This window comes from Caulobacter sp. UNC358MFTsu5.1 (assembly GCF_000712075.1).
GTDB lineage: Bacteria > Pseudomonadota > Alphaproteobacteria > Caulobacterales > Caulobacteraceae > Caulobacter.
This window is the reverse complement of the sequence record NZ_JONW01000005.1, coordinates 51547-76873: the sequence shown is the minus strand read 5'-3', so window position 1 is coordinate 76873 and position 25327 is coordinate 51547. Positions and strand designations below refer to the sequence as shown.

At 69.3% G+C, this 25327-nt stretch carries 23 protein-coding genes, 1 tRNA gene and 1 pseudogene; 17 read left to right on the top strand and 8 right to left on the bottom strand.

Translation table 11 applies throughout. The features are described from left to right. Positions 1–5 precede the first annotated feature (5 nt). From BR39_RS0102445 to map, 3 genes are all read right to left on the bottom strand, one after another. Positions 6–1247: a site-specific integrase gene (locus BR39_RS0102445; RefSeq protein ID WP_029907431.1), complete on the bottom strand. Its 1242-nt coding sequence runs from the start codon at positions 1245–1247 to the stop codon at positions 6–8. Between the two features lie 168 nt (positions 1248–1415). Continuing rightward, a complete protein-coding gene (locus tag BR39_RS0102440; RefSeq protein ID WP_029907430.1) occupies positions 1416–2039 on the bottom strand; it encodes a RadC family protein in 624 nt (207 codons plus the stop codon). A gap of 101 nt (positions 2040–2140) precedes the next feature. After that, entirely contained in the window at positions 2141–2971 is an 831-nt protein-coding gene (gene map / locus BR39_RS0102435; RefSeq protein WP_029907429.1) for a type I methionyl aminopeptidase, read from the bottom strand. A 170-nt stretch (positions 2972–3141) separates the two neighbouring features. On the opposite strand from map, the gene BR39_RS0102430 reads away from it, so the two are divergent. After that, the gene (locus BR39_RS0102430) at positions 3142–4209 is read left to right on the top strand and encodes a DUF2939 domain-containing protein (RefSeq protein WP_029907428.1); all 1068 of its coding nucleotides are present in this window, start codon (positions 3142–3144) and stop codon (positions 4207–4209) included. Here BR39_RS0102430 and sfsA read toward each other — a convergent pair. Beyond that, positions 4206–4931: a DNA/RNA nuclease SfsA gene (sfsA, locus tag BR39_RS0102425; RefSeq protein ID WP_029907427.1), complete on the bottom strand. Its 726-nt coding sequence runs from the start codon at positions 4929–4931 to the stop codon at positions 4206–4208. The genes BR39_RS0102430 and sfsA overlap by 4 nt on opposite strands. A gap of 51 nt (positions 4932–4982) precedes the next feature. Here sfsA and BR39_RS0102420 point away from each other — a divergent pair, with 51 nt between their 5' ends. Then, positions 4983–5750: a competence/damage-inducible protein A gene (locus BR39_RS0102420; protein ID WP_029907426.1), complete on the top strand. Its 768-nt coding sequence runs from the start codon at positions 4983–4985 to the stop codon at positions 5748–5750. A 136-nt stretch (positions 5751–5886) separates the two neighbouring features. Here the strand turns inward: BR39_RS0102420 and BR39_RS0102415 are convergent, their stop codons facing one another. Continuing rightward, positions 5887–6276 carry a helix-turn-helix domain-containing protein gene (locus tag BR39_RS0102415; protein WP_029907425.1) on the bottom strand — a complete coding sequence of 130 codons (390 nt, stop codon included), beginning with the start codon at positions 6274–6276 and terminating at the stop codon, positions 5887–5889. A gap of 117 nt (positions 6277–6393) precedes the next feature. On the opposite strand from BR39_RS0102415, the pseudogene BR39_RS27405 reads away from it, so the two are divergent. The 6 genes and pseudogenes from BR39_RS27405 to BR39_RS0102390 form a co-directional block, all read left to right on the top strand. Continuing rightward, positions 6394–6573 (top strand): annotated as a pseudogene (locus tag BR39_RS27405) (LuxR C-terminal-related transcriptional regulator); the annotation flags it as partial. 133 nt (positions 6574–6706) lie between these two features. Continuing rightward, the gene (locus tag BR39_RS0102410; protein ID WP_051695089.1) at positions 6707–7084 is read left to right on the top strand and encodes a hypothetical protein; all 378 of its coding nucleotides are present in this window, start codon (positions 6707–6709) and stop codon (positions 7082–7084) included. Then, entirely contained in the window at positions 7081–7203 is a 123-nt protein-coding gene (locus BR39_RS27210) for a hypothetical protein (RefSeq protein WP_255347282.1), read from the top strand. The genes BR39_RS0102410 and BR39_RS27210 overlap by 4 nt, the downstream gene beginning before the upstream one ends. Before the next feature lie 100 nt (positions 7204–7303). After that, a complete protein-coding gene (locus tag BR39_RS0102400; RefSeq protein ID WP_029907423.1) occupies positions 7304–7648 on the top strand; it encodes a hypothetical protein in 345 nt (114 codons plus the stop codon). 66 nt (positions 7649–7714) lie between these two features. Next, positions 7715–8158 (top strand): hypothetical protein, encoded by a 444-nt coding sequence (locus BR39_RS0102395; RefSeq protein ID WP_051695087.1) that lies wholly within the window; start codon positions 7715–7717, stop codon positions 8156–8158. Between the two features lie 130 nt (positions 8159–8288). Then, positions 8289–9749 (top strand): AMP-binding protein, encoded by a 1461-nt coding sequence (locus BR39_RS0102390; protein ID WP_029907421.1) that lies wholly within the window; start codon positions 8289–8291, stop codon positions 9747–9749. Positions 9750–9764: 15 nt separating this feature from the next. Here BR39_RS0102390 and BR39_RS0102385 read toward each other — a convergent pair whose 3' ends face one another. Beyond that, positions 9765–10397, bottom strand: a complete 633-nt coding sequence (locus BR39_RS0102385; protein WP_369795605.1) for a TetR/AcrR family transcriptional regulator — start codon at positions 10395–10397, stop codon at positions 9765–9767. A 258-nt stretch (positions 10398–10655) separates the two neighbouring features. On the opposite strand from BR39_RS0102385, the gene BR39_RS0102380 reads away from it, so the two are divergent. The 4 genes from BR39_RS0102380 (at position 10656) to BR39_RS0102365 (ending at position 17736) form a co-directional block, all read left to right on the top strand. Continuing rightward, complete coding sequence (locus BR39_RS0102380) at positions 10656–13289, top strand: TonB-dependent siderophore receptor (protein WP_029907419.1); 2634 nt, start codon at positions 10656–10658, stop codon at positions 13287–13289. 116 nt (positions 13290–13405) lie between these two features. Further along, positions 13406–14662 carry a serine hydrolase gene (locus tag BR39_RS0102375; RefSeq protein ID WP_029907418.1) on the top strand — a complete coding sequence of 419 codons (1257 nt, stop codon included), beginning with the start codon at positions 13406–13408 and terminating at the stop codon, positions 14660–14662. Positions 14663–14749: 87 nt separating this feature from the next. After that, positions 14750–16087 carry a spinster family MFS transporter gene (locus BR39_RS0102370; RefSeq protein WP_369795604.1) on the top strand — a complete coding sequence of 446 codons (1338 nt, stop codon included), beginning with the start codon at positions 14750–14752 and terminating at the stop codon, positions 16085–16087. Continuing rightward, positions 16084–17736, top strand: a complete 1653-nt coding sequence (locus BR39_RS0102365; RefSeq protein WP_029907416.1) for a carboxylesterase/lipase family protein — start codon at positions 16084–16086, stop codon at positions 17734–17736. The genes BR39_RS0102370 and BR39_RS0102365 overlap by 4 nt, the downstream gene beginning before the upstream one ends. Before the next feature lie 3 nt (positions 17737–17739). Here the strand turns inward: BR39_RS0102365 and BR39_RS0102360 are convergent, their stop codons facing one another. Continuing rightward, positions 17740–19179 carry a short-chain fatty acyl-CoA regulator family protein gene (locus tag BR39_RS0102360; protein ID WP_029907415.1) on the bottom strand — a complete coding sequence of 480 codons (1440 nt, stop codon included), beginning with the start codon at positions 19177–19179 and terminating at the stop codon, positions 17740–17742. 166 nt (positions 19180–19345) lie between these two features. Between BR39_RS0102360 and BR39_RS0102355 the strand changes: the two genes are divergently transcribed. The 4 genes from BR39_RS0102355 (at position 19346) to BR39_RS0102340 (ending at position 23741) form a co-directional block, all read left to right on the top strand. Then, positions 19346–20965, top strand: coding sequence for an isocitrate lyase (locus tag BR39_RS0102355; protein WP_029907414.1), 1620 nt, complete (start codon positions 19346–19348; stop codon positions 20963–20965). A 46-nt stretch (positions 20966–21011) separates the two neighbouring features. Then, positions 21012–21245 carry a hypothetical protein gene (locus BR39_RS0102350; protein WP_029907413.1) on the top strand — a complete coding sequence of 78 codons (234 nt, stop codon included), beginning with the start codon at positions 21012–21014 and terminating at the stop codon, positions 21243–21245. Positions 21246–21344: 99 nt separating this feature from the next. Then, complete coding sequence (aceB, locus tag BR39_RS0102345; RefSeq protein ID WP_029907412.1) at positions 21345–22922, top strand: malate synthase A; 1578 nt, start codon at positions 21345–21347, stop codon at positions 22920–22922. Positions 22923–23033: 111 nt separating this feature from the next. After that, positions 23034–23741, top strand: a complete 708-nt coding sequence (locus tag BR39_RS0102340) for an FABP family protein (protein ID WP_029907411.1) — start codon at positions 23034–23036, stop codon at positions 23739–23741. A 6-nt stretch (positions 23742–23747) separates the two neighbouring features. On the opposite strand, the gene BR39_RS0102335 is transcribed toward BR39_RS0102340, so the two are convergent. Beyond that, positions 23748–23834, bottom strand: a tRNA-Leu gene (locus BR39_RS0102335). 184 nt (positions 23835–24018) lie between these two features. On the opposite strand from BR39_RS0102335, the gene BR39_RS0102330 reads away from it, so the two are divergent. Further along, complete coding sequence (locus tag BR39_RS0102330; protein WP_029907410.1) at positions 24019–25308, top strand: amidohydrolase family protein; 1290 nt, start codon at positions 24019–24021, stop codon at positions 25306–25308. Positions 25309–25327: the final 19 nt, after the last annotated feature.

The following is a 25327-nucleotide window of genomic DNA, read 5'->3' as shown; positions in this document are numbered from 1 at the left end:
GGCTTTCAGGCCGCCGATCGAAGGGGTCTGCGGCTGAGCACGCCTCTGACGAAGGTGTTCCACTTCTTCATCGCCGCCCGCTTCTCGGGCATGTAGTTCCAGCGATCGTAGGCCTTGGAACTGATGTCCTGCAGCGTATGGTTCTGGATCCGGTCGCGGATTTCCTTCGAAAGCCCGGCCTTGCCAGCCAGCGTCTTCCAAGTTCTGCGCAGATCCCTGTTGGTCACGACGGGAATGACTCCTCGTCCCCGTTGGCGCCACATGAACGCGTAAAGCGTGGCGTGGCTCACCGGCCTGCGGGGATCGTGCGCGGAAGGAAAGAACCAGCCGTAAGCGTTGGGCCGGATCGACTCCAACAGTTCGGCCGCAAGGTCGGGGATAGGGATGGCGTGGGGTTTGCCGTTTTTGGTCGTCGACCAGTCGATAATCCGCTCTTTGGCGTCCCATTGATCGACATGCAATCGAGCGATTTCCTCGACGCGCTGACCCGTCAGCATGAGGAGGCGAACGGCCCGCGTGTAAGGAGGGTGGACCGGCGTGTCTGGACATTCGAGCCAACGGTAGAGGCGCAGAAATTCGTCTTCATCCAGCCAGCGGTTGCTCGGCACATAGGGTTCGGTCGGGATGCCTGCAGCCGGATTGAGGACCAGGCCAAAGCGACGGGGCGCGGTGCTGCGGTAATCGTGCTCGGACTTGAGGCCCCAGCTGAAGGCCGACCGGATGTAGCCCCGCACGTGATCGGCCATGGAGCGGGTGCCACGCTCATAGATCGGCCGGATCAGATCGACGATTTCCTGAGGTTCAATATCTCGAGCGGCTCTGTCCCGGCCTAGGGGGCCGGCGATCTTATTGAGGCCCTTTTCGGTCTCCCGCCAGGATTTCTTTCCTGACGCTTTCAGGTGGGCGACGTATCCCTCGAAGAGGTCTCCGACCGTGCCGGTGCGGGAGTCGCCCAGGGTCTTGATGCTGCGACCTTTCTGGATCCCGTCGGCGAAGTCCCGCTCGTAGATCTCCCGGGCGCGGCTGAGGCCCATCGATGGATAAGCGCCGAACTTCTTTCGGCTGCGTCCGCCGTCGCGCCACTGCTGCGCCATCCAATCGGCTGTCACACGTGTGGGCATGGGCCGGATCACTAGGATGAGCCGACCTGTGCCGTGTCCTTCGCCATCGGCGAGGGCGATTGGCTTCTGGCTGACTTCGACTTCTTTGATGGCGCGACGGATCGCGCCGTCCGTGAGGCTGGGCATAAGACACTCCCGAGGGCTGGCGAGTGGGATGTCAAAGCCGCTTACTGGGTCCGGTAATTGATGCTGTAAGCGGCTGAAACAGCCCCAATTAACAGCCCCAGCATGCCGAACTGCCGGTTGCCTGAAAAGCCAAAAAAGTGCATAAAATCAATGTGGTAATGCGTGAGTTTACGTGGGTGAAAATGGGGTAGTCGGATGGTTGTGCAGCAGGATGATGTTGCTGCTCGACAGCTCCAGCGCCCGGCGCATCACCTCGCGCGGATAGACCGGGGCGTGGTCGACCGTGCCGCGGTTCATCACCTCGTCGGCGATCAGCTGGTTCTTGTTGTCGAGGAACAGCACGCGGAACTGCTCGCGCGGCTCGTTGGCCAGGGCGACGCGGACATAGCCCAAGAGGGCCGTCCAGGACGAGATCACCGGCCGCTTGGCGATCTTGTCGCGGCCGGCCCGCAGGGCGGCCTCGTGCAGCAGCTTGATGTCGATCGCCGCCGACTCGCCGACGCCGGGCACGGTCTTCAGCTCCTCGATCGAGGCCGAGATCGTCGCCCCGAACGAACCGAACCGCGCCAGCAGAGCCTTGGCCCTGGGCTTCACGTCGCCGCGCGCGAAGGTGCGGAAGAGATAGAGCTCCAGCAGTTCGTAGTCGGGCAGGGCCGACAGGCCGCCGGCCTTGGCGCGTTCGCGAAGGCGTTCGCGGTGGCCCAGCTGATGGGCGGCCGGGGCGGCGCGCTCGGCCACGCCCGTCGCCGGCGACGCGGGTTCGCTTGCCCTGAGTGACTTGCCGCTGACCATCGCGCCCCCGCCTGCGAACAGGCAGTAGGCCGCAACATCTCAGGATTGTCCATGGCCGAGGTTCGCGCCTTCGGTGTGCTCCAGGCGCGAGCCCGGCGGGATCAGCCGCCCAGGATCGCCGGCTGGAACAGACCGGCGGGCGAGGCGGTGAACACCTCGTAGCCGTCTTCCGTCACGCCGATCGAGTGCTCGCACTGGGCCGACAGCGACTTGTCGCGGGTCACGGCCGTCCAGCCGTCGCCCAGCACCTTCACGGCCGGCTTGCCCAGGTTCACCATCGGCTCGACGGTGAAGAACATGCCCGGCTTCAGCACCGCGCCCTGGCCGGGACGGCCGAAGTGCAGGATGTTCGGGGCGTCGTGGAACACCTTGCCCAGGCCGTGGCCGCAGAAGTCGCGCACGACGCTGCAGCGCTGGGCTTCCACGTACGACTGGATGGCGTAGCCGATGTCGCCGAGCGTGGCGCCGGGCTTCACCGCGTCCAGGCCGCGCTTCATGCCTTCGTAGGTGATCTCGACCAAGCGGCGGGCGCGGGGGCCCACTTCGCCGACGCCGTACATCCGCGAGGTGTCGCCGTGCCAGCCGTCGACGATCACGGTGACGTCGATGTTGACGATGTCGCCTTCGCGCAGCGCCCACTCGCCGGGGATGCCGTGGCAGACCACGTGGTTGCGCGAGATGCAGACCGTCTTGGGATAGCCGCGATAGAACAGGCAGGCGGGCAGGGCGCCGTGGTCGAGGATGAACTCGCGGGCCAGGGTGTCCAGGTAGTCGGACGAAACGCCCGGCTTCACGTGCGGGACCAGCATGTCCAGGCACTCGGCCGCCAGCTTGCCGGCCTTGCGCATGCCTTCGAAGTCGGCGGGCTGGTGGATCTTGATCGCGCCGGTGCGGGTTTCGGCGGCGATCTCGACGGTGTCTTCGAGGGTCATGGCGGCGGTCTCAAAACTGGCGGCGCCGCCCACGCGTTGGGGCGCCGAAATCACGGATCGGTTCGGGCTTATGTCGCAACGATAGCACAGAACTTCAACGTTCGCTTCCGGGAGAAGAGCGATCTCGCGTTTCATGCTATCTTGGGTTTCATTATTCCCTGGAGATCGTGATGGGCGAGTTCGAAACTTCGGGCGGCGCGGCCGGTCGGCGGCGCGGGCCGTCCAGGCCGCTCGTGGCCGGCGGCGTGCTGCTGGCGCTGCTGGTGTTGGTCCTGCTCGGCTGGGCGGCGGCCTCGCCCTATCGCTACGGCGACGCCGTGCGGGACGCCGCCCAGGCCGGCGATCGCCAGCGGCTGGAGGCCCTGGTCGACTTCCCGGCGGTGCGGGACCACATGGCCACCGATTTCAAGGCCACGCTACTGAAGCCCACGCCGGCCGAGTCGGAAGACTACGAGGGCGGCGGGTTCGAGGCGGTGGCCGGATCGTTTCTCGATCTGTTCATCACCGCCCTGATCGACCAGGTCGTGACCCCGGCGGGGCTGGAGAAGGCGGCGACCGGCAAGCCGGTCCTGGTCGAGGCGATCGGCGCGTCCACCGATCCGGTCGCCTCGGCCTTTCCCAAGGACGGCCAGGGGCGGCGGTTCCGCGTGGAGACGCGCTATCTGGCGGTCGACCGCTTCCGCTACACCCTGGTCAACGACGCCCGCAAAAGCCGCATCGACATCGACCTGCGCCGCCAGGGCCTGTTCGGCTGGCGCGCGGTGCGGGTGACGCCCCGCATGGACCTCCTGGACCTGGTGGGGCAGCACGACGACGAGACCGCCCTGGCGGCGGACGCGGCCCCGCCGCCGGCCGACGCCGCGCCGGCCGCCGAGCAGATGACCCGCCTCTCCGGCGAGGTGGACGCGGCCCACGCCGAGGCCTTCCTCTCCAAGGTGGCCGATCATCTCGACGGGATCGTCGGCGTGCAGGTGTGGATCGAGCCGAGCGAGGGACCCGAGGCGACCTACCAGGTCGGCCAGGACGACGACCGCCTGGTGATCTCGAACGAGACCTACGAGCTCCTGGCGCCCAAGGGCGCCTGGCGATGGGAGCACGGTCGCTATGTGGTCGACGGCTTCTTCCTGGTGAAGAACGGAGGCGTCCACCAGGGCGTGTCGTCCCTGAGGCTGGAGGCGGTGTCCGAAAGCGCCGTGCGGCTCAAGCCCAACCTGACCGTGGTTGACGCCGGCTTCTAGGCGCCCGGCTGATCCAGCCAGGGGATGCGGCGGGCGACGCGGATGGCGTCGGTCCCCATCTCGCACGCATAGACCAGCACCTCGACCCCCGCCTCGGCCGCCCGGGTCAGCCCGGCGGCGAAGGCCGGGTCCAGCTCGGCGCAGGCCCTGAAGCCCTCGCAGTCCTCGCGCTGGACCACGAACAGGGCCACGGCGCGGTGGCCTTCCTTCACCTGGGCGGCCAAGTCCTCGAGGTGGCGGGTCGAGCGGGCGGCCTTGCAGTCGGGGAACTCGGCCAGGCCCGGCGTGCGCGACAGGTGGACGTTCTTGACCTCCAGCCAGCACGGCGGGCGGTCGGGATCGGTCAGCAGGAAGTCGACGCGGCTGGCGGCGGCGTACTTCACCTCCGGGCGGATCGAGGCGTAGCCGGTCAGTTCCGGGATCACCCCGCCGACCAGGGCCTCGGCGACCAGCTTGTTGGGCAGGTGGGTGTTGACGCCCACCAAGCCCTTGCCGTCGGGACCGGCGGCCTCGACCAGCTGCAGCGTCGCGGCCAGCTTGCGTTTGGGGTCGTCCGACCACGACACCCACGCCCCCTGGCCCGGCAGGTTCACGCCCAGCATGGCGCCGGAGTTGGGGCAATGGGCGGTGATCTCGCGCCCGTCGTCCAACACCAGGTCGGCGAAGAAGCGCTTGTAGCGCTGGACAAGAACGCCGCGCGTCATCGGTTGCGGGAGGAGCATGGGGGCCTTAAGTCGAACGGCGAAGATGTTCGCATGTAGGGGATCGAGACGATGACGACCAGCGAGCGCGTGACGGCGGCGGTTCTGATCATCGGCGACGAGATCCTGTCGGGCCGCACCCAGGACGTGAACCTCAACGCCATCGCCAAGTACCTGGCCACCTACGGCGTCGACCTGTGCGAGGCCCGCGTGGTGCCCGACGTCGAGCAGGAGATCGTCGACGCGGTCAACGCCCTGCGGACCAAGTACGACTACGTGGTCACCACCGGCGGCATCGGCCCCACCCACGACGACATCACCGCCGATTCTGTGGCCAAGGCCTTCGGGGTCACGGCGCCCGAACATCCCGAGATCATGGCCATGCTGCGCGAGCGCTGGGGCGAGCCCAACGCCGCCCGCCGCCGCATGGCCCACGTGCCGGAAGGCGGCGTGCTGGTGAAGAACCCTGTCCAGGGCCCGCCCGGCTTCCAGAAGGAGAACGTCTTCGTCCTGGCCGGTGTGCCGGCGATCATGCGCGGCATGCTCGACGACGTCGGCCCGCGCCTGCGCACCGGGGCGGTGGTGATCAGCAAGACCGTGCGGGTCACCGGCACCGGCGAGGGCACGATCGCCGCGCCGCTGGAGGCCGTGGCCAAGGCCCATCCGGACCTGTCGATCGGCAGCTATCCGTTCTTCGCCCCGCCGGACGTCTACGGCGCCAGCCTGGTGATCCGCGGCCGCGACCCGGCCGAGGTCGACGCGGCGGTGGAAGAGCTGGTGGCGGCCCTGACCGAGGCGGGCGTGAGGGGCATCGAGCGGCTGGAGGCCGGCGCTCAATAACCCGCTCATCCCGGCGAATGCCGGGACCCGGATGGAATGGCGACGTGGCCGACGCCAAAGGCGCTGAGTTCTTCCAATCAGCTTCCCGGCTTTAGGATCTGGGTCCCGGCATTCGCCGGGATGATCGGAATCTTTTCTAGGCCACGTCCGCCGTCTCGTCCGGCTCGACCAGGGTCTTGGCCACGGTCAGGATGGTCTTGCGGCCCTTCGGCGTGGCCTGGCTGTAGGCCCGCAGCAGGTCGATCGCGCCGGGCGTCGAAAGCGCCGTCAGCATGGCCACGTCCTGCTCGGCCAGGACGTCCTCGCCCACCAGGCTGCCGACCGTGGTCTGGAGCTTGGCGGCGATCCGCACCAGCATCGAGGCCGAGACCCGATTGGTGCCCCGCTCGTACTTCTGGACCTGCTGGAAGGTGAGGCCGAGGACCTGGGCCAGGTCGTCCTGGCTGATCTTCATGTGCCGCCGCTGGACCCGGATGCGGGTGCCTACCGCGACGTCGATGGGGTCCGGGCTGGTCGGCGTGTTCAAGGCGCGTCCCACACAGAGATGAGGATGCGGAACTATCGGCTTGGCCTTGGCCGGCTGCAATGCATTCTTGCACCGTACGCGGCGCGTCGGGCGCGGGCGTGATCGGCGTCGGGCGTGATGGACAGGTCTTCGGCCAATATCGAGCTGCTCACCCAGCGGGAGCGGGAAGCCCTGCGCTGGGTCGCCGAGCACAGGCTGTCCAAGGAAATCGGCCCCTTGATGGGGGTGTCCAAGTCGCGCGCCGACGCCCTGGTCGAGAGCGCCTGCCGCAAGCTGGGCGTCAGCGGGCGGCGGGCCGCGGCCCGGGTGCTGACCGCCCATGAACAGCATGCTTCGGGCTATGGGACCCGATCCCACAGCGACTCAATGGGCCTGTCGCCCGCGCCGTCGCGGCCGTCTGCTGCCGTCTCGACATTCCACGAGGCGGACGATGACCGTGACCACGACCCCCAGCCCGGGCGCGACGAACGACAACCAGGAGACCCATCTGAGCGGCGCGCGGCTGGGCAAGGTGGTCCGCAAGGTGCTGCAGATCCGCGAGGCCGCGACAGCCTTCGAGCAGGACTGGCCGTCCTTGCCGAACCGGCCGCCGATGCCGGTCTTCGCCTGGACGGAATTGGAGCGGCAGTTGCTGAGCCTGGCGCCGGAGGACCTGGCGCCGATGGTCCGCGACCTGGTCTCGGCGATCCGCAAGGAGTCCGGTCCCAAGCCGCCGGAGATGGTTCTGCGCGAGGTCCTGATCGTCGCGGCGACGGTCCTGGACGAGACCTTCCAAGAGAAATGGGCGGAGAGTACGGCCCAGTCGTGAGCCCCGCCGTGCGGGTGCTGGTCGTGCTCGCCATCGCCGCCGCGTGCAGCCTGCTGATCGGCGCGCTGCTGGGCACGCGGCAAGTGGCCCACTTCTTCCAACACCTGCGCTACGGCTGAGGCCTCCAAGGTCGCCCCGAGGGGCTGGACCTCGTGGCGGGCGCCGGGCGCCCGTCATCGGTTCAGCAACGCGCCCGCGGGCGCAAACGGGAGACCCCGCATGAAACGTCGCATCGTCGCCGAGCAGCTGGCCAGCCGCCTGTTCACCACCGAGGAGGCCGTGGACTCCACCCTGGCCCTGATGGGCGACCTGATCGCCGCCATGCCGCGCGCGCGGCTGGAGGCGGGTCTGGGCGCCGGGGTGGGGCAGCAGGCCGTCGATCGGGTGCTGGAGGCCGCCTCGGGCATGGCCCACGCCCGCCGCTCGCTGATCGCCGTCCACGAGGCCCTGGCGCAGGCCAAGGACCAGGTCGGGCTGCGGCGCGTCACGCTGGTGGGCGGCGGCGACAAGCCCGGCGACCCTCCCGCGCCGACCGGCCGTCTGCACGAGCTGCGTAGCGCCTAGGCCGCGCGAGGCGCTTGGCGCGGCGTCGTTTCCGGGGAAACATGCCGCTCCTGACGCGGGGGCGGCATGTCTTTCTTCTCGGAGCTTTTCTCGATCCTGCCGACGCAGATCGCGGCCTTGGCCATGTTGGCGGTCTGCGTCCTGGCCCTGCTTGTGGGGCGACGCCTGGAGCGCTGGCTGGCCGTGGCCACCGTCGCGGCCTGGGTCCTGTCGGCCGCCGTCCAGTCGCCCGATCCCGTCGGCGTGCAGTGGGGGATCTTCGCGGTCGACCTCGTCTACCTGGCGATCCTGGTCGGCCTGTGCACGGTCGAGCGGCGGGTCTGGATCCTGTTCATGACCGCCTTCCAGCTGCTGGTCGTGCTGACCCACGTGGCCTTCATGATCGACCGCAGCCTGATGCAGTGGAGCTTCTTCTCCACCTACTACCTCTGGAGCGACGCCGAGCTGATCGCCTTCGCGGTCGGCGTGATCCAGGCGGGGTGGGGGCGTTGGAAGGCCCGGAAGGCCTGATCTCGACGATCTGTCGAATCTGACTTTTCATTCATTCACGACTAAATTAATGAAAGCGCATCGCAGGTCGCGGCCCCGTTCGGACTGACCCCAGAGAAGGTGTCGAGGGCCGCCAGGGAGGCGTTTGGTTATGTCGCATGACGGTGTCGCACTCGGTTCCATCCTCGCCCATCACGCGCGGCGGTCGCCCGCCCGGGCGGCGCTGATCGTCGACGACGTCGCCGTCACCTACGACGAGCTGGACGCGCGTTCGAACCAGCGGGCGCGGATGTTGGCCGCGCGGGGCGTGGGCCAGGGCGACTTCGTCACCGTGGCCCTGCCCAACGGCCAGGCGTTCTACGAGACCACCTTCGCCCTGTGGAAGCTGGGCGCGATCCCCAACGTCGTCGCCGCCAAGCTGCCGCGTCTGGAGATGGAGGCGATCCTCGACATCGTGCGGCCCAAGCTGTTCGTCGGCGCGCCGCCCGGCCCCGGCGTCCCCGCCTTGGCCGCCCAGCCGGAGGGGCTGGAGGGTTACTCCACCGAAGCTCTGCCCGAGGCGGTGTCGCCGCACTGGAAGGCGATGACCAGCGGCGGCTCGACAGGCCGGCCCAAGGTGATCGTCGACGCCATGCCGGCGCGATGGAATCCGCAGGAGGGCTTCCTGGGCCAGAGGCCCGGCGACGTGATCCTCAATCCGGGTCCGCTCTATCACAACGCCCCGTTCCACTGCATCCACATGGGCCTGTTCGTCGGCGCCACGATCATCGAGATGGGCAAGTTCGACGCGCTGAAGTCGCTGGAGCTGATCGAGGCGCACGGGGTGAACTGGGTGACGATGGTGCCGACCATGATGCACCGCATCTGGCGCCTGGGCCCCGACGTCCTCTCGCGCTTCGACCTGCCCAGCCTGCGGATGATGCTGCACATGGCGGCCCCGTGCCCCGCCTGGCTGAAGGAGGCCTGGATCGGCTGGCTGGGGAGCGAGCGGGTCTGGGAATACTACGGCACGACCGAGGGCACGGGCTCGACGATGATCTCGGGCGCGGACTGGCTGGCCCATCGCGGCTCGGTCGGCCGGGTCCGCGACGGCTACGCGCTGAAGATCCTCGACGAGGCGGGGAACGAGCGTCCGGTCGGCGAGGTGGGCGAGGTCTTCTTCCGCCCCCAGGGCGGGGCGGGATCGACCTACCACTATCTGGGCAGCGCGGCGCGCCGCGTGGGCGAGTGGGAGACCCCAGGCGACCTGGGGCGGGTCGACGAGGAGGGCTATCTTTATCTGGCCGACCGCCGCAACGACCTGATCATCTCGGGCGGCGCCAACATCTATCCGGCCGAGGTCGAGGCGGCGATCGACGCCCACCCGGCGGTGCGGACCAGCGCCGTGATCGGCCTGCCGGACGAGGAGTGGGGCGCGCGCGTCCACGCCATCGTCCAGGCGGTCGAGGGCAGCGGGCTGGAGGACGCCGAGCTGCTGGACTTCGTCGCCGACCGCCTGGCCCGCTTCAAGCTGCCCAAGAGCGTGGAGTTCACCAGCGAGCCGCTGCGGGACGAGGCCGGCAAGGTGCGCCGGGCGGCGTTGCGGGAGGCGCGGCTGACGCCTTCGACCTGAGGACCGGCGGCGGGCTCAGCCCGCCTCCGCCTTGCGGCGCTTGTAGAGCGCGTCGAAACCGCCGGCCATGAAGGTCACGAACCGCTCGCGCACCGCCTCGAAGTCGTCGGACCTGCACAGATTGTTCGACAGGCGATCGATACGGCCGGTGCGCGACAGGATCAGCGAATAGGCTCCCGAGGTGAACTGGAAGCTCCAGAACAGGTCTTCGGCCTGGGCGTCGGGCAGGGCCTGCTGCAGCAGGTCGATCAGGCGCAGCACCAGCGGGTCGAAATAGGTGTCCATCTTCTCGGCCCCGTAGCCGGGGGCGTTGTTCACCTGGGCGAAGATGCGGCCGAAGTTGCGCCAGCCCTCGTCGCCGTTGATGTAGACGTCGAACGCGCTGTCGTAATAGCAGCGCAGCGCGCCCTCGACGGTGGGGCGGCCCGCGGCCTCGGCGGCGTAGGCGTCCAGCCCGGCCGTCCGCGCGGCGACGGCGTACTCCACGCGACGCTCGAACACCGCGTCGAACAGCGCCTTCTTGCCATCGAAATAGTAGTGGATCAGCGCCGGATGGATGCCCATCCGGTCGGCCACGTCCTTGATGGTCACCCCGAAATAACCGAGCTGGGCGAACAGGTCCTCGCTGGTGTCGAGGATCGTCTTCACGGTGGAGGCGCGCTGCTCCGCCCGCGTTCGGCGTCCCTCCACTTTGGTCGCTGCCGCCATGCCCTCCAGCCTTCCCGATGGTGCGTCGCCCGGGCCACGCACCCGATCCCTCAGAAGGGGGACGATGGGGTGACCCTCCCGCCCGGTCAAGCGACGCCGCGCATATATTTCATTTAGCACTAAATGAATGAACTTGACGGACGCCGCCTCCCTGGGCTACCCGGTTGGTCAAGCAAGAACACAATTGGGGAGGGTTGAATGGCTAGAACCTGGAACGCCGCGCGGCGGATCGCGCTGTCGGGCGCATCGCTCGCGGCCATGCTGCTGGCGGCCGGAAACGGGCTGGCGCAGACGTCGGACGCGGCGCCGAAAGCCGCCGCCGACAGCAGCGATACGGTGCTGGAAGAGCTGGTCGTCACCGGCTCGAGCATCCGGGGCGTGCCGCCGGTCGGCTCGAACCTGATCAGCGTCACCCGCGAGGACATCCAGGCCATCGGCGCGGTCAGCACGCCCGACCTCCTGGCCACCGTCCCCCAGCTGAACAGCTTCAACACCGCGCCCCAGGCCAGCCTGGGCGGGATGGGGTCCTACGCGCCGGGCATGCGGGGCCTGCCGGCCAGCGCCACCCTGCCGCTGATGAACGGCCACCGCCTGGTCGCCGCGGCGGCCAACGAGACCAACCCCGACTATCCGCTGATCCCCGGCCTGGCGATCGAGCGCGTCGAGATCGTCGCGGACGGCGCCTCGTCGATCTACGGCTCGGACGCCGTCGCCGGCGTCGTGAACTTCATCACCCGCAAGCGCTTCTCGGGCGTCGAGCTGAACGCCAGCTACGGCGCGGCCGACGACTACGTCGCCGGTTATGTGGGCGCCCTGGTCGGCAAGGACTGGGGCTCCGGCTCGATCCTGGCGGCCTACCAGTACGCCGAGAACGGCAACGTCACCGGCGGCGACCGCGACTATCGCGTCCAGGACTTCCGCCCCCAGGGCGGCATCGACACCCGCGCGACCTCGTGTCCTTCGCCCAACGTGCTGGCCAGCACGACCCTCTGGTCGATCTACCAGGCGGCCCCGGCGTTCGGCCTGAACACGGTGAACTATTGCGACAGCGGCGCGGTGGCCGACCTGCTGCCGAAGTCGCGCACCCACAGCCTGTTCGTGTCGGGCCGCCAGGACCTCAGCGACCGCGCCACCCTGTGGGGCGAGCTGCTGTACTCCGACCGCCACGACGAGATCCGCGCGGCGGCGCCGGCCCAGACGGTGTTCATCACCAGCGCCAACCCCTTCTTCCAGGGACCGGCGGGCGCCACCAGCGAGTATGTCCTGTTCCGTCCCGACAACCTGATCGGCTCGGACCACTTCACCAACACCGACGACCGGCGCGCGGGCAACTCTTCCGTCGGGGTCGACTACAAGCTGCCGCGCGACCTGAACCTGACGGTCTACGGCTCGTACGACTGGGCCGAGAACGACGCCTTCATCCCGCAGATCAACACCGCGGCGATCACGGCCGCCGCCGCCGGGACCACCACGGCCACCGCCCTGGACCCGTTCGGAACCGGCACGTCGCCGACGGTGCGCGCCGCCATCCTCAACTCGTCCACCGACGTCGACATCAAGCAGACCACCAAGCTGGCGGCCGCCAAGCTGGACGGGCCGCTGATGGACTTGCCGGGCGGCACGCTGCGGTTCGCGGTCGGCGCCGAGGTCCGGCGCGAGACGTTCCAGCAGCGGGGCTTCGTCGGCGCGACCTCGGTGCCCGAGGACCTGAAGCGCGACGTCAAATCGATCTATGGCGAGCTCTTCGTGCCGATCATCGGCGCGGGCAATTCGGCGCCGCTGTTCCGCAGCCTCTCGGCGTCGCTGTCGGGTCGATACGACGACTACAGCGACTTCGGGTCGACGACCAACCCGAAGGTGGGCGTCAACTGGGAGCCGGTCGAGGGCGTCACTCTGCGCGGCTCCTACGGCACCTCGTTCCGGGCGCCGGGCCTGCGCCAGGTCGGCGCGACCGTCGGCTCGTATTATCTGAGCGCCGCCCAGGCGGTCACCTTCGCCAACGACCCGACCCGGGGCGCGACCCAGGTCAACACCGTCTACCTGCTGGGCGGCAATCGCGACCTGAAGCCCGAGGAGGCGAAGACCTATTCGTTCGGCGTGGACGTGAACCCCAAGGCCCTGCCGGCCCTGCGCGCCAGCCTGACCTACTACAACATCGAATACACCGGCGTGATCGGCACGCCGTCGGTGCCCTACGTCTTCACCGACCCGACCTTCGCGGGCCAGGTCTATCGCAACCCGACGCCGACCCAGCTCAACGCGCTGCTGGCGCTGGCCACGCCGGTCAACCTGCCTTCGCCCCTGCCGGCGATCGGCAACGTGCTGGACCTGCGGCTCAACAACTTCGGGGTCCGCAAGACCGACGGCCTGGACTTCGACACCAACTACCGGTGGACCACGAGCTTCGGTTCGGTGTTCGCCGACCTGGCCGGCAACTATATCCTCAACTTCGACACCCAGTTCTCGCCGGGGGCGCCGGTCTCCGACAGTCTGAAGCTGGGCGTGCCGCGCTGGACCGCGCGGGCGACCCTGGGCGCCATGGCGGGCCCGGTCTCGGTCATCGGCTACGTGAACCATCGGGACGGGATCACGAACAACTTCACGACGCCGACCGGGGTCGGGTCGTACGAGGCCGACGGCTACACGACGGTCGACCTGCGCGTGATCTGGACCTTGCCCGACAAGGATTGGACGAAGGGGACGGTGCTGGCCCTGCAGGTCAACGACCTGTTCGACGAGACGCCGCCGTTCTTCCCCGCGACGGACGGCATCGGCGGCGCCTACAACCCGATCGGGCGCTTCGTGGCCGTCAACCTGCGCAAGTCCTTCTGACGATCCAAGCGGCGACCGGGTGGGGTCGCCGAACGCGCCGCGGGCGGGAGCACGACCTCCCCCGTCCCCTCCCGCGGCGCGGCAGTGACCCTTACGAGGCCGGAGCGCCCCTCTTGATGACCCGTGACGTTTTTGGCCCCGTTCGAGGCTTCGACCTCGCCAGGCTGGCCCTGGTTAGACCGGCGCTCCAGGCCTTCGTCGATCGCGGCGAGCTGGCGGGCGTGGTGACCCTGACGTCCCAAGGCGGCCAGGTCGTCCAGAGCGAGGCGGTCGGCTGGAGCGACCTGGAAACCCGCACGCCGATGCGGTCGGACACCCTGTTCCGCATCGCCTCGATGACCAAGCCGATCACCTCGGCGGCGGCCCTGATGCTGGTCGAGGAGGGCCGGATCGCCCCGGACGATCCGATCGCGCGCTGGATCCCGGAACTGGCCGACCCGCTGGTGCTGCGCGACGCGGCGGGGCCGCTGCGCGACGTGACGCCGGCCCGGCGTCCGATCACCGTCGAGGACCTGCTGACCCACCGCGCGGGGATCGCCTACGGCTTCTTCTCGGAGGGCCCGCTGAAGGCGGCCTACGAGCGGGCGCTGGGCGACCCGGCCATGACCCGCCTCTCCGTCGACGAATGGCTGGCGGCTCTGGGCGGCCTGCCCCTGGCCTACCAGCCGGGCGAGCGCTTCCACTACGGCCACTCGACCGACGTGCTGGGCTTCCTGGTCGGCCGCGTCGAGGGCAAGCCGCTGCGCCAGGTCCTGCGGGAGCGCATCTTCGCGCCGCTCGGCATGGACGACACCGACTTCTGGCTGCCGCGCGACCAGCGCCGTCGCCTGGCCAGCCTCTACGCCTATGACGAGGCGTCGGGCGGCCTCGCGAAGGTCGAGCCCGAGATGTACGACGAACCGCCGGCCTATACGCCGGGCGGCGGCGGGCTGATCTCGACGGCGGGCGACTATCACCGGTTCGCGCGGATGATCCTGGGCGAGGGGACGCTCGACGGCGTCCGCCTGCTGCGGCCCGAGACCGTCGCCCTGATGCGGACCAACCGCTTGACGCAGGCCCAGCGCGAGGTCCCGTTCGCGGGCATGCCGCTGTGGCGCAAGTCCGGCTTCGGGCTGGGGCTGTCGGTGGCCGAGGACGTCGTCGACAATCCCTATGCCTGCGGCGCGCCGGGCGCGATGACCTGGCCGGGCATCTTCGGCACCTGGTGGCAGGCCGACCCGGCCAACGACCTGGTCATGATCTACCTGATCCAGCACCAGGTGCCGGTCTCGGCCGGCTCGGGCGCGACCATCGCCACGGGGCAGGGGGCGGCCGGCCGCCGCGCCTTGCCCGTCTACCAGCAGGCCGTCTATGCCGCCTTGCGGGACGCGTGAACCGACTATCCCATCCTGAACGCCCATCCTGAACGCCCATCCTGAACGATAGACGAGCCCCAAGGCTCGCGGTCCGAGGAAACGATGATGAGCAACGCCGAAGCCGTCCCCGTCGCGACCGCGCCGCCCCTTGTCGAAGGCGGGACCGCCGAGGCCCGCGCGCCCGACGCCAGGGCCTGGGTCGCCCTCGGCTGCCTGTGGTTCATCTACGTCCTGAACTTCCTGGACCGGCAGCTGCTGTCGATCCTGGCCAAGCCGATCCAGGACACCCTGCACATCACCGACAGCCAGTTGGGCCTGCTGGGCGGGCTCTATTTCGCGGCCTTCTACTGCTTCATCGCCATCCCGGTGGGCTGGCTGGCGGACCGGACCAACCGGGTGGCGGTGCTGGCCATCGCCTGCGGCATCTGGAGCGCGGCGACCATGGCCTGCGGCGTGGCCAAGACCTATGGCGGCTTCGCCGTGGCGCGGATGACGGTGGGCTTCGGCGAGGCGGGCGGCGTGCCGCCGTCCTACGCCATCATCACCGACTATTTCCCGCCGGGACGCCGGGGGAGGGCGCTGGGCCTCTACAACCTGGGCCCGCCGGTGGGGGCAGCCCTGGGCATCGCGTTCGGCGCCTCGGTGGCGGCGGCGTTCAGCTGGCGCGACGCCTTCCTGGTGACCGGCGGCGTCGGCCTGGTCGCGGCCCTGGCCCTGACCTTCATCGTCCGCGAGCCCAAGCGCGGCGGACTGGACCGGGCGGCCGACGCGCCGGCTCCGCCCAAGGCGGGCTTCGGCGAGACCCTGCGCATGTTCGTCTGCCATCCCGCCCTGATGCTGGCCGCCCTGGGCGGCGGCGCGACCCAGTTCATCACCTACGGCCTGGGCAACTTCGCCACCCTGTTCCTGATGCGCGAGAAGGGCATGACCCTGCAGGAGGTCGCCCTCTGGTACGCGCTGGTCGTGGGCGTCGGCATGAGCGTGGGCATCTTCGGCTCGGGCTGGTTGATCGACCGGTTCACGCGGGTGTCCAAGCGCGCCTACGGCCTGGCGCCGGCCATCGGCCTGATCCTGGCCGTACCGTTCTTCCTGGCCTTCGTCTGGGCGCCGAGCTGGCCGCTGGCGATCGGCCTGCTGATCTTCCCGATGTGCCTGAACCACTTCTACCTGTCGCCCGCGGTGGCCCTGGTCCAGACCGAGGTCCGGCCCAATCAAAGAGTGATGTCGGGCGCCCTGCTGCTGCTGGTGATGAACTTCATCGGCCTGGGCCTGGGCCCGACCTATGTGGGCGCGGCCAGCGACTTCTTCCGCGCCGACCACCCGACCAACTCGCTGCAGATGGCGCTCTTCACCCTGGCCCCGTTCTACGCCCTGGCCATCGGCCTGTTCCTGGCGCTGGCGCGGCTGCTGGGCAAGGCCCCCAAGACCGGAGCCGTCCAATGACGAATTTCTTGAAGCCCCTTCTCGGCCTCGCGGGCGCCGTCGCCCTGCTGGCGGGTCCCGACCAGGCCTTCGCCGAGTCCGCGCGGCCGGTGGTCGCCGCCCCGGCCGGAACGGCGGAAGGCGTGGTCGACGGCGGCCTGCTGGCTTTCAAGGGCCTGCCCTACGCCGCCCCGCCGGTGGGCGCCGGCCGCTGGCGTCCGCCCGCGCCGGCCACGTCCTGGACAGGGACCCGCGACGCCGGCCAGTTCGGCGCCGCCTGCATCCAGCCCGCGCCCGGCCCGGCGTCGGTCTATTCGACCGCCGAGGTCCCGACCAGCGAGGACTGCCTGACCTTGAACCTCTGGACCCCGTCCACGACGGGCAAGGCCCCCGTGCTGGTCTGGATCCACGGCGGCTCCCTGACCTCGGGGACGGGCCGGTCCAACGGCTACAACGGCGCCAAGCTGGCGGCGACCGGCACGGTCGTCGTGACGATCAACTACCGGCTTGGCGCGCTGGGCTACCTGGCCCATCCCGAGCTCAGCAAGGAGTCGCCCGACGGCGTCTCGGGCAACTACGGCCTGCTGGACCAGATCGCGGCCCTGCAGTGGGTCCAGCGCAACATCGCATCGTTCGGCGGCGACCCGGCCAACGTCACCATCGCCGGCGAGTCGGCCGGGGCGCTCAGCGTCATGTACCTGATGGCCTCGCCCCAGGCGCGCGGGCTGTTCCACAAGGCGATCGCCCAGAGCGCCTACATGATCTCGACGCCCGAGCTGAAGACCGCCCGCTACGGCATGCCGTCGGGCGAGGGGGCGGGGGCCTATGTGGCCGGGGCGCTGAAGGCGCCGAACCTGGCGGCCCTGCGCGCCATGGACCCCCAGGCGGTGACCGACGGCGCGGCCAAGGCCGGCTTCCTGCCCTTCGGGGTCGTGGACGGCAAGGTGCTGCCCCGCCAGCTGGTCGACACCTTCGATCGCGGCGAGCAGGCGCCCGCGCCGATCCTGGCCGGCTTCAACAGCGGCGAGATCCGCGCCCTGCGCTTCCTGGCCCCGCCGACGCCCAAGGGCGCGGCGGAGTACGAGAAGACGATCCGCGAACGCTATCGCGACCTGGCCGACGATTTCCTGGCGCTCTACCCGTCGTCGAACCTGGAGGAGAGCGTCCTGGCCACCACCCGCGACGCCATGTACGGCTGGACGGCCGAGCGGCTGGTCCGGTCCCAGGCCAAGGCCGGCCATCCCTCGTTCCTCTATCTGTGGGACCACGGCTATCCGGCCATGGACCAGGCGGGCATCCACGCGTTCCACGCCAGCGAGATCCCGTTCATGTTCGGGAACATGGACCGCACCTCGCCGCGCTGGCCCAAATCGCCGGACACGCCGGAGGAACGGGGACTTTCCCAGGCCATGATCGGCTACTGGACCAGCTTCGCGCGGACCGGTCGGCCCCAGGCCGCTGGTGCTGCTGATTGGCCGGCCTATGCGCCGGCGGGCGGCTACATGGCCTTCCGCGACAAGCCGACGACCGCCGCCGACCTGATGCCGGGCATGTTCGCGCTGAACGAGCGGGTCATGTGCCGGCGGCGGGCCAGTGGCGACCAGGCCTGGAACTGGAACGTCGGCCTGGTGTCCCCGGTCATGCCCGGCCCGACGCCCGCCTGTCCCTGAGGGCTAGCGGGCGAAGGGGAAGGGGGACAGCGACTTGCTGTTCTCCTCGACCAGCAGGGTCCGATTGATCGGCGCCGCCGCGCGCTGCGGGCAGGCCGGACGCTCGCAGATCCGGCACGAGGGGCCGATCTCGATGGTGATCGGGTTGGCCATGTCCAGCCCGCGCGCCTGGACCAGCTTGCCCGCATATTTCAGCTCGCAGCCCAGGCCGACGACCAGCTCGTCCTCCAGCCCCGCCTGCAGGCCCGACACCCGCCGCACGGTGCGCGACAGGGTGAAGTAGCGCTCGCTGTCGGGCGTCTCGATCACCTGGGTGACGATGCGGCCGGGGGTCTTGAAGCTGTCGTGGACGTTCCAGCGCGGACAGGCGCCGCCGAACCGCGAGAACGGGAACGGCCCTGCCGCGAAGCGCTTGGAGATGTTCCCCGCCGCGTCCAGCCGCATCATGAAGAACGGCACCCCGCGCGAGCCCGGACGGCCCAGGGTGGTCAGGCGCTGGGCGGCCTGCTCGTAGCTGACGCCGAAGCGCGGCCGCACCCGCTCGATGTCGTAGCCGGTGGACTCCATGGCCGCCAGGAACGGCTCGTACGGCATCATGATCGCCGCGGCCAGGTAGCCGTCCAGGAACACCTTCAGCAGCTGGCGGGTGGCGCGGTCGGGGGCGTTGAAGCGGTCGGTCAGGTCGGTCAGAACCTGGCCGCCCTCCATCAGCCCCAGCTGGTAGCACATGCCGAAGATGCGGCTGGCCGGGGCCAGGGTCTCCGACAGCATCAGGCGCTTGCGGTGGTGGTCGTAGCGGCGCAGCGAGCCGGTCATCACCTCCACCGGCATGACGCGGCACTGGACGCCGTACTCGCGCAGCAGCCGCTCGCGCACGGCGGGGCCCAGGTCCTGCGGGTCGGCCTTCAGCTTGGCCAGGATCGTCTCGGCCAGGGTCTCCAGTTCGGCGAAGTGGTTGCGCTGGGCGCCGACGAGGTCGCGGACCCAGTCGGTCGGCGACTGGCCCGAGACCGGCCCCGCGCCGTCCGGCCGCTCGAAGGCGCCCAGGTCGATCAGCCGTCCCCGGTCCAGATAGGCGCGATAGAGCCGGGTCATGGCCTCGGCCAGGCCGGGCGACAGCTCGGCCACCTCGGCGACCTCGTGGCGACCGACGCCCAGGTCGGCGAACATCTTGTCGGCCAGCACCTCCTCCAGCCCCGCCCCGCCGCCGGGATCGTCGGCCGACAGGCTGCGCAGGTCCAGGTCGTAGGCGTCGGCCAGGCGCAGCAGCAGCTGGGCGGTGACCGGCCGCTGGTTGCGCTCGAGGAGGTTCAGATAGCTGGGCGAGACGCCCAGCTCCTCGGCCATCCGCGCCTGGGTCACGCCCAGGTCGCGCCGCAGCCGCTTCAGCCGTCCCCCCAGGAAAAGCTTCTTGTCGCCTTGTTTCTTATCGAGCGTCGCCATTCAGTCAATTTGTCACGACTTTACAGAAATTACAAAGTCGATCTTTGACAATTTGCCCTCAATAGGTTCGACCGTTCCGGCGGCGCGGCGTTAGGTCCCCAACGACAAGTTTTCCTTGGCCCGCAAGGCTTACCGCCCCGGGCTCCGAAGTTGGGACCGAACGACCATGACGCAGCGCAAGACCTATGCCGACCACCGCGACGCCCTGCTGGCGCGCTATCCGAACGGCGTCGCGCCGGGCGGGGTCGACATCGACGCCATCATCCAGCTGAAGCTGCAGAACACCTTCAACACCCACCTCGACATCGCCCGCGCCATGGCCCCGGTCATGCGTGCCGACATGGCCGCCTACGACGCCGACAGCGCCAAGTTCACCCAGTCGCTGGGCTGCTGGTCGGGCTTCCACGCCCAGCAGATGATCAAGTCGGTCAAGCGCCTGCGCGGCACGACCAAGGGCGCTTATGTCTATCTGTCCGGCTGGATGGTCGCGGGCCTGCGCAACCGCTTCGGCCACCTGCCCGACCAGTCGATGCACGAGAAGACCTCGGTCGTCGACCTGATCGAGGAGATCTACGTCTCGCTGCGGCAGGCCGACGAAGTGGCCATCAACGACCTGTTCAAGGCCCTGAGCACCGCCCGTGAGGCCGGCGACCAGGTCGCCGAGCAGGCCGCGATCAAGGCCATCGACAACTTCGAGACCCACGTGGTGCCGATCATCGCCGACATCGACGCCGGCTTCGGCAACGAGCACGCGACCTATCTGCTGGCCAAGGAGATGATCAAGGCCGGCGCCTGCTGCCTGCAGATCGAGAACCAGGTCAGCGACGCCAAGCAGTGCGGCCACCAGGACGGCAAGGTCACCGTGCCGCGCGAGGACTTCATCGAGAAGCTGCGCGCCTGCCGCCTGGCCTTCGAGGAGCTGGGCGTCGACGAGGGCGTGATCGTCGCCCGCACCGACAGCCTGGGCGCGGGCTTGACCCAGAAGATCCCGGTCAGCCAGGAGCCGGGCGACCTGGCCAGCGACTACATCAAGTGGCTGAAGACCGAGCCCGTCACGGCCGACAACCCGCTGCAGGACGGCGAGCTGGCGATCATGAAGGACGGCGCGTTCGTCAAGCCGGTGCGCATGCCCAACGGCCTGTTCGCCTTCCAGGACGGCACCGGCCGCCAGCGCGTCATCGAGGACTGCATCGCCAACCTCACCCAGGGCGGCGCCGACCTGCTGTGGATCGAGACCGACACTCCCAATGTCGACGAGATCGCCTCGATGGTGGCCGAGATCCGCAAGGTCGTTCCGAACGCCAAGCTGACCTACAACAACTCGCCGTCGTTCAACTGGACCCTGAACCTGCGCAAGCAGGTCCGCGACCAGTGGATCGCCGAGGGCAAGATCCACAAGGACAGCTATCCCGAAGGCAACGCGCTGATGTCGGCCGAGTACGACAAGAGCGACCTGGGCCGCGAGGCCGACGAGCGCCTGGCCCGCTTCCAGGTCGACATCTCGGCCCGCGCCGGGGTGTTCCACAACCTGATCACCCTGCCGACCTTCCACCTGACGGCCAAGAGCGTGGACGAGCTGTCGCGCGGCTACTTCGGCGAGGACCGCATGCAGGCCTACGTCAACACCGTGCAGCGCGAAGAGATCCGCCGCGGGGTGTCGGCCGTGAAGCACCAGCACGAGGTCGGCTCGGACCTGGGCGACACCTTCAAGGAGATGGTCGCCGGCGAGCGCGCCCTGAAAGCCGGCGGCCACGCCAACACCATGAACCAGTTCGCCGCCGAATAGCGACGAACCTTCAGCCTCCCCTTCCACCCGATCGAGGATTCATCCCATGACCGCCACGCAATTCGCTCCCGCCGCCATGCCGAACTCCAGCGACCAGCAACGGGCGGTCGACCGGGTGGCCGAGGCCGCGCACCGTCTCAACGAAGCGGTGCAGCGGGCCATCGCGGCCGGCTATTCGGTCGAACTGGTGCGCACCTCGCGTCACCACGACGGCGCCGGCAACTGGGGCGACCAGATCGTCCCGACCGTCCGGGGCGGAGGGCAGAACGGCGCCGCCTAAGAGCGCCGGGCCCTCAACAAGACGTACGCTTCATCTAGTATCCATGCGGCTTCCCGGGGCGAGGGTCCCGGGAAGCCCTCACGACCACGGGAATTCCTCATGCCGCTCGACGTCGCCGCCCATATCCAAGTCACCGGCCCGGTCGAGGGTCGCGCGGTGGAAGTGCTCACCCCCGAGGCCCTGGCCTTCGTGGCCGACCTGCACCGTCGCTTCGACGCCCGTCGCCGCCAGCTGCTGGAAGCCCGCCAGGCGCGCCAGGCCCGCTTCGACGCCGGCGAGCTGCCCGACTTCCTGGCCGAGACCTCGCACGTCCGCGCCGCCGACTGGGCCGTCGCCCCGGTCCCGGCCGACCTGCTGGACCGCCGCGTCGAGATCACCGGCCCGGTCGACCGCAAGATGATCATCAACGCCCTGAACTGCGGGGCCAAGGTGTTCATGGCCGACTTCGAGGACGCCACCGCCCCCACCTGGGCCAATGTCATCGAGGGCCAGGTCAATCTGAAGGATCGCTGGCAGGGCGAGCTGACCCACGTCGACCCGAAGTCCGGCAAGGCGTACGCCATGGGGCCGACCCCGGCGGTGCTGAAGGTGCGCCCGCGCGGCTGGCACCTGATGGAGCGCCACCTGGAGGTCGATGGCCAGGCCGTGGCCGGGGCGCTGTTCGACTTCGGCCTCTACGCCTTCCACAACGCCAAGGCGGCGATCGCCAAGGGCTCGGGTCCGTACTTCTACCTGCCCAAGCTGGAAAGCCACCTGGAGGCCCGCCTCTGGAACGACGTGTTCGTCCGCGCCCAGGAGGCCCTTGGCCTGCCGGTCGGGACGATCAAGGCCACCGTGCTGATCGAGACCATCCCGGCCGCCTTCGAGATGGACGAGATCCTGTTCGAGCTGAAGGACCACATCGTCGGCCTCAACTGCGGCCGCTGGGACTACATCTTCTCGTTCATCAAGCGCCTGGGCCGTCGCGCCGAATTCCTGACCCCGGACCGCTCGGCCATGGTCATGGGCAAGGCCTTCCTGGGCGCCTATTCGCTGAAGCTGATCCAGACCTGTCACCGCCGCGGCGCCTTCGCCATGGGCGGCATGGCGGCCCAGATCCCGGTCAAGGGCGACGACGCCGCCAACCAGGCCGCCTTCGCCAAGGTCAAGGCCGACAAGGAGCGCGAGGCCGGGGCCGGCCACGACGGCACCTGGGTCGCCCACCCCGACCTGGTCCCCGTGGCGATGGAGGTCTTCGACCGCCTGATGCCGACGCCGAACCAGCGCGACAAGACCCTGGCCGACCTCGATATCACACAGCCCCAGATGCTGGAGCTGCACGAGGGCGTCCGCACCGAGGCCGGCGTGCGCGAGAACATCCGCGTGGGCGTGCGCTACACCCAGGCCTGGCTGGAAGGCCGGGGCGCGGTGCCGCTCTACAACCTGATGGAGGACGCGGCGACCGCCGAGATCTGCCGCACCCAGCTGTGGCAGTGGGTGCGCCTGGGCGCGGCCCTGGACGACGGGCGGGTGCTGAGCTCGGAGCTGTTCGTCAGCCTGTTCACCCAGGAGATGGCCGACCTGCGCCGCGACTTCGGCTCGCCGCGCCTGGAGGAGGCCGCGCACATGTTCACGCGCATGGTCCTTTCCGACACCCTCGAGGAGTTCCTGACCATTCCGGCCTACGAACTGCTCTGAACTCCGGACGACGGGCGCGGGGGCGTTGACCTCGGCGCCCGTCGATGGGATTTCGGCTCCGAGGATGCTTGGCCGTGACGGACACGGCGGCGCGCGCGAGAACCGAACCCGATGCACGACTTCCCCGACGACATCTTCACCGAGCCGGAAGATGTGGATCCCGACACCCTGGCCAATCTGGGTCCGCTGCGGCGGCTGGCCGGCGTGTGGGAAGGCCGCAAGGGCGTCGACCTGAACCCCAAGGCCGAGGGGCCGGAGCGGCGCGACTATCTCGAGCGCATCGAGATGCAGCCGATCGATCCCCAGGCCAACGGACCCCAGCTGTTCTACGGCCTGCGCTACCACGTCCACATCGTCGCCTCCGACGAGGACACGACCTTCCACGACCAGGTCGGCTACTGGCTGTGGGAGCCCGCGACGGGGCTGATCATGCAGACCCTGGCGATCCCGCGCGGCCAGACGGCGCTGGCCAAGGGCCAGGCCGCGCCGGACGGCTCGGGCCTGATCGTAAGGGCGGATCGCGGCGGGCCGGGCTACGGCATCTGCTCGACCGACTTCCTGGAGTGGGCGTTCCGGACCGATTCCTACGAGCTGGACGTGAAGTTCGACGCCGACGGCGGCTGGTCGTACGTCTCCACCACCATGCTGCAGGTCCGCGGCCGCACCGCGCCCTTCCGCCATGTCGATCGCAACGCCCTGCACAAGGTGGCCGAGCCCCGGCCCAACCCCTCCGCCCGCGTGGCGGCCGGCAAGGCCAACCGGACCGAAGCGCACGGCTTCGCCGTCGGTGGAGCCTTGGACGTTCCGGTCGTCGAATAGGAGAGGTGGTGCGGGCGGCCGGGGTCGAACCGGCATAGCCTTGCGGCTGGCGGATTTTAAGTCCGCTGCGTCTACCAGTTTCGCCACGCCCGCGCTGGTCCTGCCCGTATAGGCTGGGGGGAGAGTCCCGCCAAGGGCGAGCGCGGCCCTCGCGGGCGCCCTCGTTCTTGGCACGGGCGCGAAACGTGGCCGTTACGGCTCGACGTCCCTTCGGCGCGTGATAGCGTCGCCGTTCTGGATCGCCCGGAAAGAGGGCGGGGACGGGGATTAAGTGATCATGCAGCGTCAACTGGCCGCTCTGGCCTTCATCGCGGCGGCGGCTGTCGCGCCGCTGGCCCCCACTGTGGCCCAGGCGGCCGACATCGAGGTGGTGCGCGCCGCGCGGCTGCTCGACGTGGCCACCGGCAAGTATGTCGACAATCCGCAGGTGGTGATCATCGACGGCCGGATCACCGCGGTGGGCAAGGCGGGCGACGCCACGCCGCTGGGCGCGGTGGTGACCGACCTGCCGGGCGCGACCCTGCTGCCCGGCCTGATCGACATGCACACCCACATCAGCGCCGTGGCCGAGATCGGCGGCTACAACAGCCTGGAATTCAGCGACGCCTTCTGGAGCGTGGTCCAGACCGCCAACGCCAAGAAGACGCTGGAGGCCGGCTTCACCACCATCCGCAACGTCGGCTCGGACCGGTTCGACGACGTGGGCCTGCGCGAGGCGATCGACGGGGGCTATGTGGAAGGGCCGCGCATCGTCACGGCCACCTACGCCATCGGCGCCACGGGCGGCCACTGCGACTCGACCTTCTTCCCGCCGTCGATGGACCAGAAGAGCCCCTACAACGTCGATAGCCCCGACGAGGGCCGCAAGGTGGTGCGCACGCTGAAGAAGTACGGCGCCCAGGTGATCAAGATCTGCGCGACGGGCGGGGTGTTCTCGCACGGCGACGAGCCGGGCCAGCAGCAGCTGACCCTGGCCGAGATGACCGCCATCGTCGACGAGGCCCACATGGCCGGGCTGAAGGTCGCCGCCCACGCCCACGGCGCGGCGGGGATCAAGGACGCCATCCGGGCCGGCGTCGACACCATCGAGCACGCCAGCCTGGTCGACGACGAGGGCATCAAGCTGGCCGTCCAGAAGGGCGCCTACTTCTCGATGGACATCTACAACACCGACTACACCCAGGCCGAAGGCGCCCGGAACGGCGTGCTGGAGGACAACCTGCGCAAGGACCGCGACATCGGCGAGCTGCAGCGCGAGAACTTCCGCAAGGCCCTGAAGGCCGGGGTGAAGATGATCTTCGGCACCGACGCCGGGGTCTATCCGCACGGGACCAACGCCAAGCAGTTCGCCGTGATGGTCCGCTATGGCGCCACGCCCCTGCAGGCGATCCAGGCCGCGACGATCACCGCCTCCCAGGCCCTGGGCCGCGAGAAGGACGTCGGCCAGGTGGCCGTGGGCCGCTACGGCGACCTGATCGCGGTGGACGACGACCCCCTGACCGACGTCACGACGCTGGAGCGTCCGGTGTTCGTGATGAAGGGCGGGACGGTGGTGAAGCGGCCCTGACGGGCTCGCCTCTCGCCAA